Below are 14,424 nucleotides of genomic sequence, written 5' to 3' on the forward strand. Positions count from 1 at the left end.
ATGGATATCGACCTCGCCGCCTTCCACTTCCTGCGCCCGCTGTGGCTGCTGGCACTGCTGCCCGGCGTGCTCTTCCCGCTGCTGTGGGCGCGCCGCCACGACCTGGCGCGGCGCCTGGACGGCATCATCGCCCCGCACCTGCTGCAGCACCTGGTGATCACCCCGCAGGACAACCAGCGCCTGCGCCCGGTGCACCTGCTCGGCGCCTTCCTGGTGCTGGGCGGCATCGCCGCCGCCGGGCCGACCTGGGAGCAGGACCGTCCGGCCTTCCTCGACAACCGCGCGCCGCTGATCCTGGCCCTGGACCTGTCGCCCTCGATGGACGCCGACGACGTGCCGCCCTCGCGCCTGGAGGCGGCCAAGCACAAGCTGCACGACCTCATCCAGCGCCGCGCCGGCGGCCATACCGCGCTGCTGGCCTATGCCGGCAGCGCGCACCTGGTGCTGCCGGCTACCGAGGACCCGGCCCTGCTGGACAGCTTCCTGCAGGCGCTGTCCAGCAACCTGATCGAGCGCAGCGGCAAGGACGCCCTGGGCGCCATCGAGGTGGCCAAGCGCCTGCTGGCCGCCGAGCAGGCGCCGGGCACCCTGGTGCTGGTCACCGACGGTGCCGACCGCACCCAGTTCGACGCCATCGGCAAGGCCCTGCAGGGCAGCGAGCTGCAGGTGCTGGTGCTGGCCGTGGGCAGCCAGGACGGCGGCCTGCTCAAGGGCGGCCAGGAGGACGCCGAGGGCCGGCCGCTGCTGGCGCGCTTCGACGCCGAGGGCCTGAAGGGCCTGGCCGACGCCGCCGACGCGCCCCTGGGCAGCCTGACGCTGAACGACGACGACCTGGACTGGATCGAGCTGCACGCCCAGCAGCACTTCCAGGCGGCCCAGGACGACGGCCGCGAACTGCACTGGAAGGACGCCGGCTACTGGCTGTGCTGGCCGCTGCTGGCGCTGGCGCTGCTGGCCGTCCGCAAGGGCTGGCAGGTGCACTGGCTGGGCGCGGCGCTGCTGGCCCTGGGCCTGGGCTGGCCGGCGCCGCCGGCGCACGCCGGGCCGCTGGCGGACGCCTTCTTCACTGCCGACCAGCAGGGCCGCTGGGCCTTCGAGCACGAGCACTACCCGCAGGCCGCGGCGCACTTCCAGGATGTGTACTGGAAGGGCATCGCCGCCTACCGCGCGGCGGACTACCCACTGGCCCTGGCCAGCTTCGCCCGGCTGGACACGGCGCAAGCGTATTTCTACCTGGGCAACACCTATGTGCGCCTGAGCAAGTTCGAGCAGGCCATCGCCGCCTACCGCCAGGCCCTGGCGCGCCAGGCGGACTTCCCCGAGGCCAGGGCCAACCTGGCCCTGGCGCAGGCCCTGCAGAAGGACCGCGACGCCCAGCAGGAAGCCGGGCCGCCGGACGAGAAGGCCGACAAGGAGGTGTTCGACAACACCACCGGCAAGGGCAAGTCGGTGCAGAGCCAGACCGGCCAGGCCAGCTCCGACGAGCAGTGGCTGAGCAACCTGACCACCTCGCCGGCGCGCTTCCTCAAGCGCAAGTTCCTGCTGCAGGACGCCGCGCGCAACCCGGCCACGGAGGCCACGCCATGAAGCGCCTGCTGCTGTGCCTGCTGCTGGCCCTGCCCGTGCCGGCGCTGGCCGACGAACCGCTGGTGAAGGTGCGCAGCCAGCTGCTGCCGGGCGACTCGGTGCTGGTGGGCGGCACCCTCAGCCTGCAGCTGGACCTGCTGGTGGACACCTGGTTCAGCGCAGCGCCGCAACTGCCCAAGCTGGCGCTGGACGGCGCGGTGGTGTCGGTGCCCAGCGGCGAGGCCACGCACCTCACCGAGCAGATCGACGGCAAGCCGTTCTTCGGCCTGCGCTACAGCTACCAGATCACCCCGCAGCAGGCCCGCGCCTTCGACATTCCCGCCCTGGCCATCCAGGTGCAGCCGGGGCAGGGCAGCGGGCCGCTGACGGTGCACAGCCAGCCCCTGCATTTCACCGCCCGCGAGCCCGCCGGCGGCGAGGCCGGGGCGCAGCGGCTGGTGGCCCGGCAGCTCGACTTCAGCCAGGTGCTGGAGCAGTCGCACAAGCCGCTGCGGGTAGGCGACAGCGTCACTCGGCGCCTCCACGTGCAGGCCGAAGGGGCCCAGGCGATGCTGATCCCGGCGCCGGCCTTCGCCGAGGTGGACGGGCTGCGCCGCTACGTGCAGACGCCGACGGTGAAGCCCATGGGCGACGGGCGCGGTGGCGTCGACGGCGGCGAGCGCGAGGACGCGGCGACCTACGTGGTGAGCGAGGCCGGCCGCTTCAGCCTGCCGGCCATCGAGCTGCGCTGGTGGGATGCCGCCACGGGCGAGCAGAAGACCGCCTCCGTGCCGGCCCTGGACCTGGAGGCCAGGGGCGCGGCCGGCTACCAGGCGCCGTTCTCCATCACCGAGGACCTGCGCCGCCTGGGGCAGAAAGCCCAGGTGCACATCGCCGGGCACTGGCTGCTCATCGGCCTGGCCCTGGTGCTGCTGGCCGCGCTGGCGTTCGCCGGGCAGCGCTGGGGCGCGCCGCTGGTCGGCCAATGGCGCAGCTGGCGCCAGCGCCGCCAGCAGGCCTGGCTGGACTCCCCCGAATACGCCTGGCGCCAGGTGCGCCCGCAGCTCGAAGGCTCGCCGCCGCAGCTGGGCGCGCTGTACCTGTGGCTGCGCCGGCGCACCGGATGTCACGAAATGAGTAGCGCCTTTGGCCGCCTGCCCGAGCCGACTGTCGATTATTTGCTAGCGTTTTTCAGAACTCGCTATGGACGCGAACACCGTGCAGACACCCCGGAGGCGCTTCTGAAGGCGCTGCCCGGGCTGCCGAAGGCTGTTGCCGAACACGACGAACCCGCACCGGCGCACCACAGCCTCAAGCCGTTGAACCCCTGAAGCAAGGACGTCCCATGTACGCACACCGCACGCCACCCACCCTGCGCTGGATCTTCACCCTGCTGCTCTGCCTGCCGCTGCTGGCCCAGGCGGCCGAGGTGCTGCCGTCGTGGAACGACGGGCCCTCCAGGCAGGCCATCGTGAAGTTCGTCGAGGCGGTGAGCACCGAGGGCGGCAAGGACTACGTGAAGCCCGCCGAACGCATCGCCGTGTTCGACAACGACGGCACCCTGTGGAGCGAGCAGCCGCTGTACTTCCAGGTGCTGTTCGCCCTGGCCGAGGTGAAGCGCATGGCGCCGCAGCACCCGGAGTGGAAGGAGCAGATGCCGTTCAAGGCGGTGCTGGAGAACGACCAGAAGGCCCTGGAGGCGGCCGGCATGCGCGGCCTGCTGGAGATCGTCATGGCCACCCACACCAACATGAGCACCGAGGCCTTCACCGACAACGCCCGGCGCTGGCTGGCCAGCGCCACGCACCCGCGCAGCCACAAGCCCTACACCGAGATGGTCTACCAGCCGATGCTGGAACTGCTGGGCTACCTGCGCGAGCACGGCTTCAAGACCTACATCGTCTCCGGCGGCGAAGTGGCCTTCATGCGCGCCTTCGCCGAGGAGGTCTACGGCATCCCGCCGGAGCAGGTGATCGGCACCACCTTCGCCACCCGCTTCCAGGACGATGAGGGCGCGCTGTCGATCCAGCGCCTGCCCAAGCTCACCCACAACGACGACGGCGCCGGCAAGCCCGAGAGCATCGACGCCATCATCGGCCGCCGGCCGATCCTCGCCTTCGGCAACTCCGACGGCGACCTGCAGATGCTGCAATGGACCACCGCGGGCGAAGGCCTGCGCTTCGCCGGCCTGGTGCACCACACCGACGGCGAGCGCGAATGGGCCTACGACCGCCAGAGCAAGGTCGGGCGCCTGGACAAGGCGCTCGACGAGGCCACGGAGAAGGGCTGGACGGTAGTGGACATGGCGAAGGAGTGGAAGCGGATCTATCCGTTCGAACAGCAAGCGGGAAACAACTGAACCGCAGGATCGCAGCGGGGCGCCAGCCGGCCGGTCGGCGCCCCCGGTGAACGTAGTCGTGGCTCACGACAAGCAAACTGGAAAGGAGTAACACCCACATGAAACGCACGGGAAGATGGTTGTCGCGCTTCGCCCTGGCGGCGACGGCGATAGTCGGATGCTCGGTCGCCAGCGCCGCTGACAAGCCGAACATCCTGGTGATCTTCGGCGACGACGTCGGCCAGACCAACATCAGTGCCTACGCCTTCGGCGTGGTCGGCTACAAGACGCCGAACATCGACCGCATCGCCCACGAAGGCATGATGTTCACCGACTACTACGCGGAGAACAGCTGCACCGCCGGCCGTTCCACCTTCATCACCGGCCAGTCGGCGTTGCGCACCGGCCTGTCCAAGGTCGGCATGCCTGGCGTGCCGGTGGGCCTGCAGGCGCGCGACATCACCATCGCCCAGGCGCTCAAGGCCCAGGGCTACGCCACCGGGCAGTTCGGCAAGAACCACCTGGGCGACCGCGACGAGTACCTGCCGACCAATCACGGCTTCGACGAGTTCTTCGGCAACCTGTACCACCTCAACGCCGAGGAAGAGCCCGAACGCCCGTACTGGCCGAAGGACGACGAGGCCTTCACCAAGGCCGCCACGCCGCGCGGGGTGATCCACTCCACCGCCGACGGCAAGATCGAGGACACCGGCCCGCTGAACAGCAAGCGCATGGAGACCATCGACGACGACACCACCCAGGCCGCCATCAACTTCATGGACAAGCAGGTGAAGGCCGACAAGCCGTTCTTCGTGTGGATGAACACCACGCGCATGCACGCCTTCACCCACGTGCGCGACTCGATGAAAGGGCAGAGCGGCATGCTGGGCAACGAGTACGCCGACGGCATGATCGAGCACGATGGCGACGTCGGCAAACTGCTCAAGGCGGTGGATGACCTGAAGATCGCCGACAACACCATCGTCATCTACACCACCGACAACGGCCCGAACCAGTGGTCCTGGCCGGATGCGGCGACCACCCCGTTCCGCAACGAGAAGAACTCCAACTGGGAAGGCGCCTACCGGGTGCCGGCGATGATCCGCTGGCCGGGCCACATCAAGGCCGGCGAAGTCTCCACCCAGATGGTCTCCGGGCTGGACTGGTTCCCGACGCTGCTCGCCGCGGTGGGCGACACCGACATCAAGGACCGCCTGCTCAAGGGCGCCAATGTCGGCGGCAAGAACTTCAAGGTGCACCTGGACGGTTTCAACCAGCTGGACTACCTGACCGGCAAGGCCGACAAGAGTGCGCGCAACGAGTTCTACTACTTCAACGACGACGGCGAGCTGGTGGGCATGCGCTTCGGCGACTGGAAGATCGTCTGGTGCGAACAGCGCGCGCCCGGCGGCCTGCAGGTGTGGAGCGAGCCCTTCACCTGCCTGCGGGTGCCCAAGCTGTTCAACCTGCGCATGGACCCGTACGAGCGGGCGGACGTGGTCTCCGACCAGTACTACGACTGGCTGACCAAGAACGACTACCTGCTGTTCCAGGGGACGCAGAAGGCCGCGAAGTTCCTGCAGACCTTCGTCGAGTACCCGCCGAGCCAGCGCCCGGCCAGCTTCAGCATCGACCAGATCCGCGAGAACGTGGACAAGCAGATCGAAGCGAAGATGAAGCAGCAGGGCACTGCGAAGTAAGCTGTGCCGCATAGGAAGCCCGCGAGCCGGGCTTCCGGACCGATGCCTGCGACGGCTTTGCCGTCGCAGGCTTTTCCATTTTCCGACAAGGCCGTCCGATGCCCTCAGCTGCCAGCCCGTCCCCCATGCGATCCCGTCGTGCCGTTGGCGCGAAAGTCCCTTCCCGGGCCCGCCTGCAGATGCTGCTCCCGGCCCTGCTGATGTTCGCCTCAGGGGGCGCGGCGCTGGTGTTCCAGGTGCTGTGGGTGAAACAGCTTTCCCTGGTGGTGGGGGTGGAGGTGTACGCCGTCACCACCGCCATCAGCGCCTTCTTCGCCGGCCTAGCCCTGGGCGGCCTGGCCTTCGGCCGCTGGGCCGACCGCCTGCGCCGGCCGGTGCGCCTGTACGCCGGCCTGGAGCTGCTGGTGGCGGCGCTCGGCGTCGCCGCCAGCGTGGCCCTGGCCCACGCCGCCGGGCCCTTCGCCCGCCTGGAGGCCGGCATTGGCCTGGCGGCCTGGCTATTGCCCTTCGTCCTGGTCGGCCTGCCGGCCTTCTTCATGGGCGGCACGCTGCCGGTGCTGGTGCGGGCGCTGAAACCGGCGAACGACCAACTGGGCCGCGCCGGCGGTGGGCTGTATGCGGCCAATACCGCCGGCGCCATCGTCGGTACGCTGCTGGCGGCCTTCGTGCTGCTGCCGGCCCTGGGCGTGCTCGGCAGCGCCTGCGCCGCCGCCGGCCTCAACCTGCTGGCCGCCGCCGGCGCGCTGCTGGCCCGCCGCGAGGCCGTGGAACCCGCCGCGCCCGCCGGGCAGCCGGTGGCGCCGCGCAGCCCCGCGGCGCGCCTGGCCATCGCCCTGTACTGCGTGGCCGGCGGCGTGGCCCTGGGCTACGAGGTGGTGTGGACGCAGTCCATCGTGCAGTTCATGAGCACCCGCGCCTTCGCCTTCGCCATGGTGCTGGCCACCTACCTCTGCGGCCTGGTGCTAGGCAGCGCGCTGTACGCCCGGCGCGCCGACCGCATCCGCGATCCCTGGGGCCTGTTCGGCCTGCTGATCGCCGCCGCCGGGCTGCTGGCCATCCTCCAGGTCGCCGGCCTCGGCCACTGGCTGGTGGGCGCGCAGACCCGCGCCGAAGCACTGGTGCTGGGGCTGGGCGGCAGCGAGCTGGCCGGCATGTGCGCGCGCTTCGCCGTGGCCGCGCTGTGCGTGGTGTTCCTGCCCACCACGCTGCTGGGCGCCGCCTTCCCCCTGGCCCTGCGCCTGGCGGTGGACAGCGCCCACGTGGGCCGCGACGTCGGCCTGGTGGTGGCGCTCAACACCCTCGGCGGCATCCTCGGGGTGATGCTCACCGGCTTCCTGCTGGTGCCCGGCCTGGGCCTGGTGCGCAGCCTGGCGCTGCTGGCGGCGCTGGCCGCGGCCGTCGGGCTGCTGGCGGTATGCCGCGGCCGGCAGGTGGGCAAGCGCATGCGCCTGGGCGTGGCGCTGGTCGCCGTCGCCACCCTGGCGGCCGGCGCGTTCACCTCGCCGCGGCACCTGGCCGAACTGCTGCCGGCGGCGCGCAACGGGCAGATCACCTTCTACGAAGAGGGCCGCGGCGGCACCGTGGCGGTGGTGGAGCAGGGCAGGGGGCAGAACCGCTTCAGCCGCCTGTACATCCAGGGCGTGTCCAACACCGGCGACGCCATGCCCTCGCTGCGCTACATGCGCCTGCAGGCGCTGCTGCCGCTGCTGGTGCACGACGGCGAACCGCGCTCGGCGCTGGTGATCGGCTTCGGCACCGGCATCACCGCCGGCGCCATGCTGCGCTACCCGGCCCTGCAGCACCCGGTGGTGGCCGAGCTGCTGCCCGAGGTGCTGGCCGCGGCGCCGCACTTCAAGGGCAACTTCGACGCCCGCCACGACCCGCGCCTGGACATCCGCCTGCGCGACGGCCGCCGCGAGCTGCTGCGCAGCGCCGAGCGCTACGACATGATCACCCTGGAACCGCCGCCGCCTTCGGCCGCCGGTGTGGTCAACCTGTACTCGCGGGACTTCTACCAGCTGGCCGCCAGCCGCCTGGAGCAGGGCGGCATCGTCGCCCAGTGGCTGCCGCTGCCGACGCAGAACGAGGAGGACAGCCGCGCGCTGGTGCGCAGCTTCATCGACGTCTTCCCCCATGCCTGGCTGTGGACCACCGAGTTCCACGAGATGCTCCTGGTGGGCTCGCTGCAGCCGCTGCGCCTGGACGTGCCGCGCATCCGCGAGCGTTTCGCGCAGCCGGCGGTGGCCGCGGCCCTGGGCGAGGTGGGCGTGGACTCGCCCGAGGCGCTGCTGGCCACCTGGGTGACCGACCGCGCCGGGCTGGAGAGCTTCGCCGGCGACGCGCAGCCGGTCACCGACGACCAGCCGCGCATCGAGTACGCGCCCTGGGTGCGCGCCAGGGAGATCACCCGCGTGCTGCCGGCGCTGCTGGCGCTGCGCCGTGCACCGCCGCTGGAGGGCGCCGAGCCGTCCTTCCGCGCCGCGGTGGACGACCACTGGGCGCGCCTGCGGCGCTTCTACGACCTGAGCCTGCACGCCTACCGCGGCGACCGCCAGGCCTGGGCCCGCGACGCCCGCCAGGTGGTCCGCGACGACGGCGACAACCCCTACTACCGCTGGTTCCTGGGCGGCGAATAACGCCTCCGAGGTCGACCTTGGCGTGGGTTGTGGCACGGGTGTATCGGCGTATAACCGCGAACGGTTATACGCCCTACGCCACGGCCGAACCCCGTAGGGCGCATAACGCCTCCGGCGTTATCCGCCGTTTGACCCGGGCCCCAGGTGGCTCCGAGGTCGACCTTGGCGTGGGTTGTGGCACGGGTGTATCGGCGTATAACCGCGAACGGTTATACGCCCTACGCCACGGCCGAACCCCGTAGGGCGCATAACGCCTCCGGCGTTATCCGCCGTTTGGCCTGGGCCTCAAGCGGCGCCAAGGTCGACCTTGGCGTGGGTTGTGGCACGGGTGTATCGGCGTATAACCGCGAACGGTTATACGCCCTACGCCACGGCCGAACCCCGTAGGGCGCATAACGCCTCCGGCGTTATCCGCCGTTTGGCCTGGGCCTCAAGCGGCTCCAAGGTCGACCTTGGCGTGGAACGTGGCCGGGTGTATCTACGTGCGCGGCGCCAGCAACTGGCGGCGGCGGGCGCCGGGGGTGAGGTCGAACCAGCGCCGGCAGGCGCGGTTGAACACCGCCTGTTCGCTGTAGCCGAGCATGTTGGCGATCTGCGCCAGGGGGATGTCCCGCGCCGCCAGGTAGGTTTCCGCGCGCTCGCGGCGGACGCTGTCGACCACCTCGTCGAAGGTCAGCCCCAGTTCGCCCAGGCGGCGCTGCAGGGTGCGCTCGTGCAGGCCCATCTGCTCGGCCACCAGCGGCAGGCGGCAGCGCTGGGTGGGCAGCATGCGCGTGACCCAGCGCCGCACCAGCTCGCCCAGGTCGGCGCCTTCCTGTTCGAACTGGCTGAGGTACTGCACCAGGGTGCGGTGCAGCGCCGGGTCCTGCTGCTCGATGCGCTGGTCGAGCTGGGCGCGGGTCAGCAGCATGGCGTAGCCGGCCTGGCCGCTGCGCACCTCGGTATGGAAGTAGCGCCGGTAGCGCAGCAGCGGCACCGGGCTTGCGCCGTGCAGCTCTACTGCCTGGGCCTTGAAGCCGGGGCCGCAGAGCAGCTTCATGGTGTTGTGCGCCACGCCCATGGCCAGCTCGGCCATCTGCCGCTGCTGCGTCACCCCGGGGATGCGCAGGGCGATGCACAGGCGCGGGGCCTGGCCGGGCGCCTGGTCGAGCTCCAGCTGGATGCCCGGGCTGTGGTAGCCGATGAACCGCACCACGTCGCCCAGGGCGTGGGCCACGGTCACCGAGTGGCGGGCGATGGCGGCGATGGGGCCGAGCACGTGCAGGTTCTGGTGCTCGGCCATGCGCAGGCCGAAGTCCGGGCAGCCCAGTTCGGCGGCGGCGTATTCCAGCAGCCCCACCAGCGAGCGGAAGGGCACCCGGGCGTCCTCGTCGTCGAGCAGCTGCGGCTTGATGCGGAAGCGCCGCAGGTACGCGGCCGGGTCCTGGCCGCGCTGGGCGACCAGCTCGCGGAAGCCGGTGAAGGAGGTGGTGCGGATGAAAGGTTCCATGTCGTGAAGAATCAATTATCTGTCATCAAAGATCAATCAATCGGACGACGGCCAGCGAAGAATCCGAGGCGTTCCCTTCCCACTCACCGGAGCACCCCATGGAATTCGACTACATCATCGTTGGCGCCGGCTCGTCCGGTTGCGTCCTGGCCAACCGCCTGAGCGCCGACCCCGGCGTTTCCGTGTGCCTGCTCGAGGCGGGGCCGGAGGACCGTTCGCCGCTGGTGCACGCGCCGGCCGGCATCGCCGCCATCCTGCCCACGCACCACGTCAACTGGGCCTTCGACACCGTGCCCCAGGCCGGCCTGGGCGGGCGCATCGGCTACCAGCCGCGGGGCAAGGTGCTCGGCGGCAGCAGCTCGATCAACGGCATGATCTACATCCGCGGCCACCACAGCGACTTCGACGACTGGGCGGCCCTGGGCAACCCCGGCTGGTCCTTCGCCGAGGTGCTGCCGTACTTCCGCAAGAGCGAGCGCCACCACGGCGGCGGCTGCGAGTACCACGGCGGCCAGGGCGAGCTGTACGTCGGCCAGGTGAACGCCCATGTGGCCTCCCATGCCTTCATCGAGGCCGGGCTGCACGCCGGCCATCGCTACAACGAGGATTTCAACGGCGCCGAGCAGGAAGGCGTGGGCCACTACGAGGTGACCATCCGCGACGGCCGCCGCTGGAGCGCCGCCACCGCCTTCCTCAAGCCGATCCGCCAGGCGCGCGGCAACCTCACTGTGCTGACCGGCGCCCGCGCCGAGCGCATCCTGCTGCAGGGCAAGCAGGCCTGCGGCGTGCGGGTGACGCACAAGGGCCAGCACCTGGAGCTGAAGGCGCGCCGCGAGGTGTTGCTCAGCGCCGGGGTGTTCGGCAGCCCGCAGTTGCTGCTGCTCTCGGGCATCGGCCCGGAGGCCGAGCTGAAGCCCCATGGCATCCGCGTGCAGCACGAGCTGCCGGGGGTGGGGCAGAACCTGCGCGACCACCCGGACGTGGTGCTCTGCTACCGCAGCCACGACACCTCGCTGCCCGGCTACTCGGTGCGCGGCGGTGCGCGCATGAGCGCGGCCCTGGCGCAGTACCTGGCCAGCCACAGCGGCCCGCTGGCGAGCAACTTCGCCGAGGCCGGCGCCTTCCTGCGCACCGGCCCCGAGCAGAGCCGCCCGGACGTGCAGCTGCATTCGGTGGTGAGCCTGCTGGACAACCACAACCGCACCCTGCACTGGGGCCACGGCTTCAGTTGCCACGTCTGCGTGCTGCGGCCCAAGAGCGCCGGCAGCCTGGGCCTGCAGTCCGCCGACCCGGCCGCGGCGCCGCGTATCGACCCGAACATCCTCGGCCACGACGACGACGTGCAGACGCTGCTCAAGGGCTACCGCATGGCGCGGGAAATCTGCGAGCAGCGGCCCATGGCGCGCTTCGGCCTGAAGGACCTGTACAGCGCCGGCCTGCACAGCGACGAGCAACTGGTGGAGGTGCTGCGCCGCCGCACCGACACCATCTATCACCCGGTGGGCACCTGCCGCATGGGCCCCGACGAGGACGCGGTGGTGGACAGCCGCCTGAAGGTCCGTGGCATCGAGGGCCTGCGCGTGGTCGACGCGTCGATCATGCCGACCCTGGTGGGCGGCAACACCAACGCCGCGGCGATCATGATCGCCGAGCGCGCGGCGGGGTGGATCGGCGGGGCCTGAGGCGGGCCGGCTGTCGCGCAAAGAGCAGGGTGCGGCGGCCGCGCCGCCATCTTCGGCTAGGCTTGCCAGGCATGGTCGGGCGCGCCGTCATTCGCGCGGCGCCCCGGCCCCGCTTCCCACTGCCCAGAGCCCCGCATGCCCCAGGCCCGCGACCTGATCATCTGCGAATACTGCGACGCCGTGTATGAGCGCGCGCCGCTGCAACGCCACCAGCGCGCATTGTGCGTGCGTTGTGGCGGCGTGCTGCAGCGGCACACCGCGCTGACGGTGCAGCAACGCCTGGCGCTGAGCCTGACCGGCGCCGTGCTGCTGGCCTTCGCCAACGCCTACCCGGTGATGACCATCAGCATGAAGGGCCTGAGCAACTCGGCGACGCTCTGGGACTCGGTGCTGGTCCTCAGCAGCGGCAGCATCACCTTCATCGCCCTGGTGGTGGCCCTGGCCATCATCATCGCCCCGGTGCTGCAGGTGACGTTGCTCACCTGGGTGCTGGGCTTCGCGCTGGGCGGCCGCCGCGCGCCGGGCTTCGCCCTGTGCATGCGCGCCCTGGAGGGGCTGCGGCCGTGGAGCATGCTGGAGGTGTGCCTGCTCGGCGCCATGGTGGCGGTGATCAAGCTGGCCGGGCTGCTGGAGGTGATCCCCGGCATCGGCCTGGTGGCCCTGGCGGCGCTGAGCGTGCTGCTGATCGCCATCGCCGGGCGCGACATCCGCGACCTCTGGGAGCTGGTATGAGCACGCCGCCGCTGGCCCCGCAGCTGAACCTGTGCCTGTGCCACGGTTGCGGCCATACCTGCGACCTGGGCCGCAACGCCCATGAGTGCGAACGCTGCGGCGCGCCGCTGCACGCGCGCAAGGCCGACGCCATCAACCGCGGCTGGGCCTTCCTGGTGGCGGCGCTGGTGTTCTACGTGCCGGCCAACCTGCTGCCGGTGATGCGCACCGAAATGCTCGGCCAGGGCGTGGACAGCACCATCGGCGGCGGCGTGCTGGAGTTCTGGGAGGCGGGCGCCTGGGACATCGCGCTGATCATCTTCATCGCCAGCATCGGCGTGCCGGCGATCAAGTTCGGTTCCCTCGGCCTGCTGCTGTTCACCGCCCAGCGCCGCAGCGCCTGGGCGCGCCGGCAGCGCTCGCAGCTGTACCGCTTCGTCGAGCTGATCGGCTACTGGTCGATGCTCGACGTGATGGTGGTGGCGCTGGTGGCGGCGCTGGTGCAGATGCGCGGGCTGGGCACCATCGAGCCGCGCCCGGGCATCCTCTTCTTCGGCCTGGTGGTGGTACTCACCATGCTTTCGGCGATGAGTTTCGACCCTCGCCTGATCTGGGACGACGATCCGCACAAGGGAGACCGAATCGATGGCGCAGGACACACATGACCCGGCGCCGCCGGGGCGGGCCGAGGTGCGCACGCGGCGCTGGAACCTGTCGCTGGTCTGGATAGTGCCGATCATCGCGCTGCTGGTCGGCGCCTCGCTGGTGGTGCGCAACTGGATGCAGCAGGGGCCGGTGATCTCCATTTCCTTCGCCACCGGCGAGGGGCTGGAGGCGCACAAGACCCAGGTGAAGTACCGCAGCGTGGTGATAGGCGAAGTGACCTCGGTGGAGCTGGCCAGGGACCGCAAGGGCGTCGTCACCAAGGTGCAGCTGTCCAAGGACGCCGAGTCCTTCGCCAGCCGCGGCGCCAAGTTCTGGGTGGTGCGGCCGCGCATCGGCGCCGGCGGCGTGTCCGGGGTGGACACCCTGCTGTCGGGGGCCTTCATCGGCGCCGACGCCGGCGAGGCCAGCGCCCCGGAGAAGAACTTCACCGGCCTGGAGTCGCCGCCGCCGATCACCTATGGCGAGAAGGGCAAGCGCTTCATGCTCGGCGCCGACGACCTGGGCTCGCTGGATATCGGCTCGTCGATCTACTACCGGCGCATCCCGGTGGGGCAGGTGGTGTCCTACGCCTTGCGCCAGGACGGCAAGGGCGTGGACATCGGCGTGTTCGTCAATGCGCCCTACGACGCCTTCGTCACCCAGGACACGCGCTTCTGGAACGCCAGCGGGGTGGACCTGTCGGTGGACGCCAACGGCCTGAAGGTCAACACCGAGTCGCTGTCCTCGCTGCTGGTCGGCGGCCTGGCCTTCGGCACCCCGGACTTCGCCGCAGACGCCAAGCCGGCGGCGGACGAGCAACGCTTCCAGCTGTTCGCCGACCGCGACACGGCGCTGGCCCCGCCCACCGGCAAGCCGCTGTACCTGAGCCTGCGCTTCGACCAGTCGATGCGCGGCCTGTCGGTGGGCGCGCCGGTGGAGTTCATGGGCGTGCCCTTCGGCAAGGTCACCTCGGTGAAGCTGGACTACGACGAGGTGAAGCAGAGCTTCCCGGTGATGGTCGACGCGGTGGTCTACCCGCAGCGCCTGGGACCGGTGCACCAGAAGATGCTGCAGGCCTTCCACCATTCGCCGGAGGACGAGGCGGGCACCCGCCAGCTGCTCGCCAGCTTCGTCGAGCACGGCCTGCGCGCCCAGGCCCGCAGCGGCAACCTGATCACCGGGCAGATGTACATCTCCCTGGACTTCTACCCCGACGCGAAGAAGGTGGCCTTCGACACCAGCGCCCAGCCGTTCGCCATCCCCACCGTGCCCGGCAGCCTGGACAAGCTGCAGGAGCAGTTGCAGGAAATGGTGGAGCGCATCCGCAAGCTGCCGCTGGAGCGCATCGCCAACAACCTGGACGGCAACCTGCGCGAGCTGCAGAACAGCCTGAAGCAGTTCAACGGCCAGACCCTGCCCGGCGTGAAGGGCACCCTCGACGAGGTGCGCAAGACGCTGCAGACGGCCAACGCCGCGCTGTCGGAGGACTCGCCGCAGCGCCAGAAGCTCGGCGACACCCTGGAGGAGCTGGACCGTATGTCGCGCTCGCTGCGCGACCTCTCGGACTACCTCGGCCGGCACCCCGAATCGCTGATCCGCGGGCGCCCGAAGGCCGCGGGCGTCAACGACCTGCAGCCCTGACAGGGCAATGCCAAAG

10 protein-coding genes are annotated in these 14,424 nt (G+C 70.6%); 9 read left to right on the forward strand and 1 reads right to left on the reverse strand.

Annotated features, from left to right (window positions below):
• The 5 genes from PKO50_RS14120 (at window position 1) to PKO50_RS14140 (ending at window position 8,240) form a co-directional block, all read left to right on the forward strand.
• Window positions 1-1,587, forward strand: a complete 1,587-nt coding sequence (locus PKO50_RS14120; protein ID WP_275630076.1) for a VWA domain-containing protein — start codon at window positions 1-3, stop codon at window positions 1,585-1,587.
• Window positions 1,584-2,897: a hypothetical protein gene (locus PKO50_RS14125; protein WP_275630077.1), complete on the forward strand. Its 1,314-nt coding sequence runs from the start codon at window positions 1,584-1,586 to the stop codon at window positions 2,895-2,897. Before PKO50_RS14120 ends, PKO50_RS14125 begins: the two co-directional genes overlap by 4 nt.
• 14 nt (window positions 2,898-2,911) lie before the next feature.
• Window positions 2,912-3,925, forward strand: coding sequence for an HAD family hydrolase (locus PKO50_RS14130; protein ID WP_275630078.1), 1,014 nt, complete (start codon window positions 2,912-2,914; stop codon window positions 3,923-3,925).
• Window positions 3,926-4,023: 98 nt separating this feature from the next.
• Window positions 4,024-5,604, forward strand: a complete 1,581-nt coding sequence (locus PKO50_RS14135; RefSeq protein WP_275630079.1) for an arylsulfatase — start codon at window positions 4,024-4,026, stop codon at window positions 5,602-5,604.
• A gap of 179 nt (window positions 5,605-5,783) precedes the next feature.
• Window positions 5,784-8,240 carry a fused MFS/spermidine synthase gene (locus PKO50_RS14140; protein WP_275630080.1) on the forward strand — a complete coding sequence of 819 codons (2,457 nt, stop codon included), beginning with the start codon at window positions 5,784-5,786 and terminating at the stop codon, window positions 8,238-8,240.
• A 478-nt stretch (window positions 8,241-8,718) separates the two neighbouring features.
• On the opposite strand, the gene PKO50_RS14145 is transcribed toward PKO50_RS14140, so the two are convergent.
• Complete coding sequence (locus tag PKO50_RS14145) at window positions 8,719-9,729, reverse strand: AraC family transcriptional regulator (RefSeq protein WP_275630081.1); 1,011 nt, start codon at window positions 9,727-9,729, stop codon at window positions 8,719-8,721.
• Window positions 9,730-9,827: 98 nt separating this feature from the next.
• Between PKO50_RS14145 and PKO50_RS14150 the strand changes: the two genes are divergently transcribed.
• The 4 genes from PKO50_RS14150 to PKO50_RS14165 all read left to right on the forward strand — a co-directional run bounded on the left by PKO50_RS14150 (window position 9,828) and on the right by PKO50_RS14165 (window position 14,408).
• Window positions 9,828-11,411: a GMC family oxidoreductase N-terminal domain-containing protein gene (locus tag PKO50_RS14150; protein ID WP_275630082.1), complete on the forward strand. Its 1,584-nt coding sequence runs from the start codon at window positions 9,828-9,830 to the stop codon at window positions 11,409-11,411.
• Between the two features lie 135 nt (window positions 11,412-11,546).
• On the forward strand, window positions 11,547-12,143 hold the full coding sequence (locus PKO50_RS14155; RefSeq protein WP_275630083.1) for a paraquat-inducible protein A: 597 nt from the start codon (window positions 11,547-11,549) through the stop codon (window positions 12,141-12,143).
• Entirely contained in the window at window positions 12,140-12,787 is a 648-nt protein-coding gene (locus PKO50_RS14160; RefSeq protein ID WP_109935708.1) for a paraquat-inducible protein A, read from the forward strand. Before PKO50_RS14155 ends, PKO50_RS14160 begins: the two co-directional genes overlap by 4 nt.
• Window positions 12,768-14,408, forward strand: a complete 1,641-nt coding sequence (locus tag PKO50_RS14165; protein ID WP_275630084.1) for an MlaD family protein — start codon at window positions 12,768-12,770, stop codon at window positions 14,406-14,408. Before PKO50_RS14160 ends, PKO50_RS14165 begins: the two co-directional genes overlap by 20 nt.
• Window positions 14,409-14,424 lie beyond the last annotated feature (16 nt).

The sequence above is a fragment of the Pseudomonas sp. 273 genome, from assembly GCF_029201425.1.
Taxonomy (GTDB): domain Bacteria; phylum Pseudomonadota; class Gammaproteobacteria; order Pseudomonadales; family Pseudomonadaceae; genus Pseudomonas; species Pseudomonas delhiensis.

Coding starts and splice junctions, on each gene's coding strand:
- PKO50_RS14130 (WP_275630078.1), top strand. CDS start 2,912: ATGTACGCACACCGCACGCCACCCACCCTGCGCTGGATCTTCACCCTG.
- PKO50_RS14135 (WP_275630079.1), top strand. CDS start 4,024: ATGAAACGCACGGGAAGATGGTTGTCGCGCTTCGCCCTGGCGGCGACG.
- PKO50_RS14155 (WP_275630083.1), top strand. CDS start 11,547: ATGCCCCAGGCCCGCGACCTGATCATCTGCGAATACTGCGACGCCGTG.
- PKO50_RS14160 (WP_109935708.1), top strand. CDS start 12,140: ATGAGCACGCCGCCGCTGGCCCCGCAGCTGAACCTGTGCCTGTGCCAC.
- PKO50_RS14145 (WP_275630081.1), bottom strand. CDS start 9,729: ATGGAACCTTTCATCCGCACCACCTCCTTCACCGGCTTCCGCGAGCTG.
- PKO50_RS14120 (WP_275630076.1), top strand. CDS start 1: ATGGATATCGACCTCGCCGCCTTCCACTTCCTGCGCCCGCTGTGGCTG.
- PKO50_RS14165 (WP_275630084.1), top strand. CDS start 12,768: ATGGCGCAGGACACACATGACCCGGCGCCGCCGGGGCGGGCCGAGGTG.
- PKO50_RS14140 (WP_275630080.1), top strand. CDS start 5,784: ATGCTGCTCCCGGCCCTGCTGATGTTCGCCTCAGGGGGCGCGGCGCTG.
- PKO50_RS14125 (WP_275630077.1), top strand. CDS start 1,584: ATGAAGCGCCTGCTGCTGTGCCTGCTGCTGGCCCTGCCCGTGCCGGCG.
- PKO50_RS14150 (WP_275630082.1), top strand. CDS start 9,828: ATGGAATTCGACTACATCATCGTTGGCGCCGGCTCGTCCGGTTGCGTC.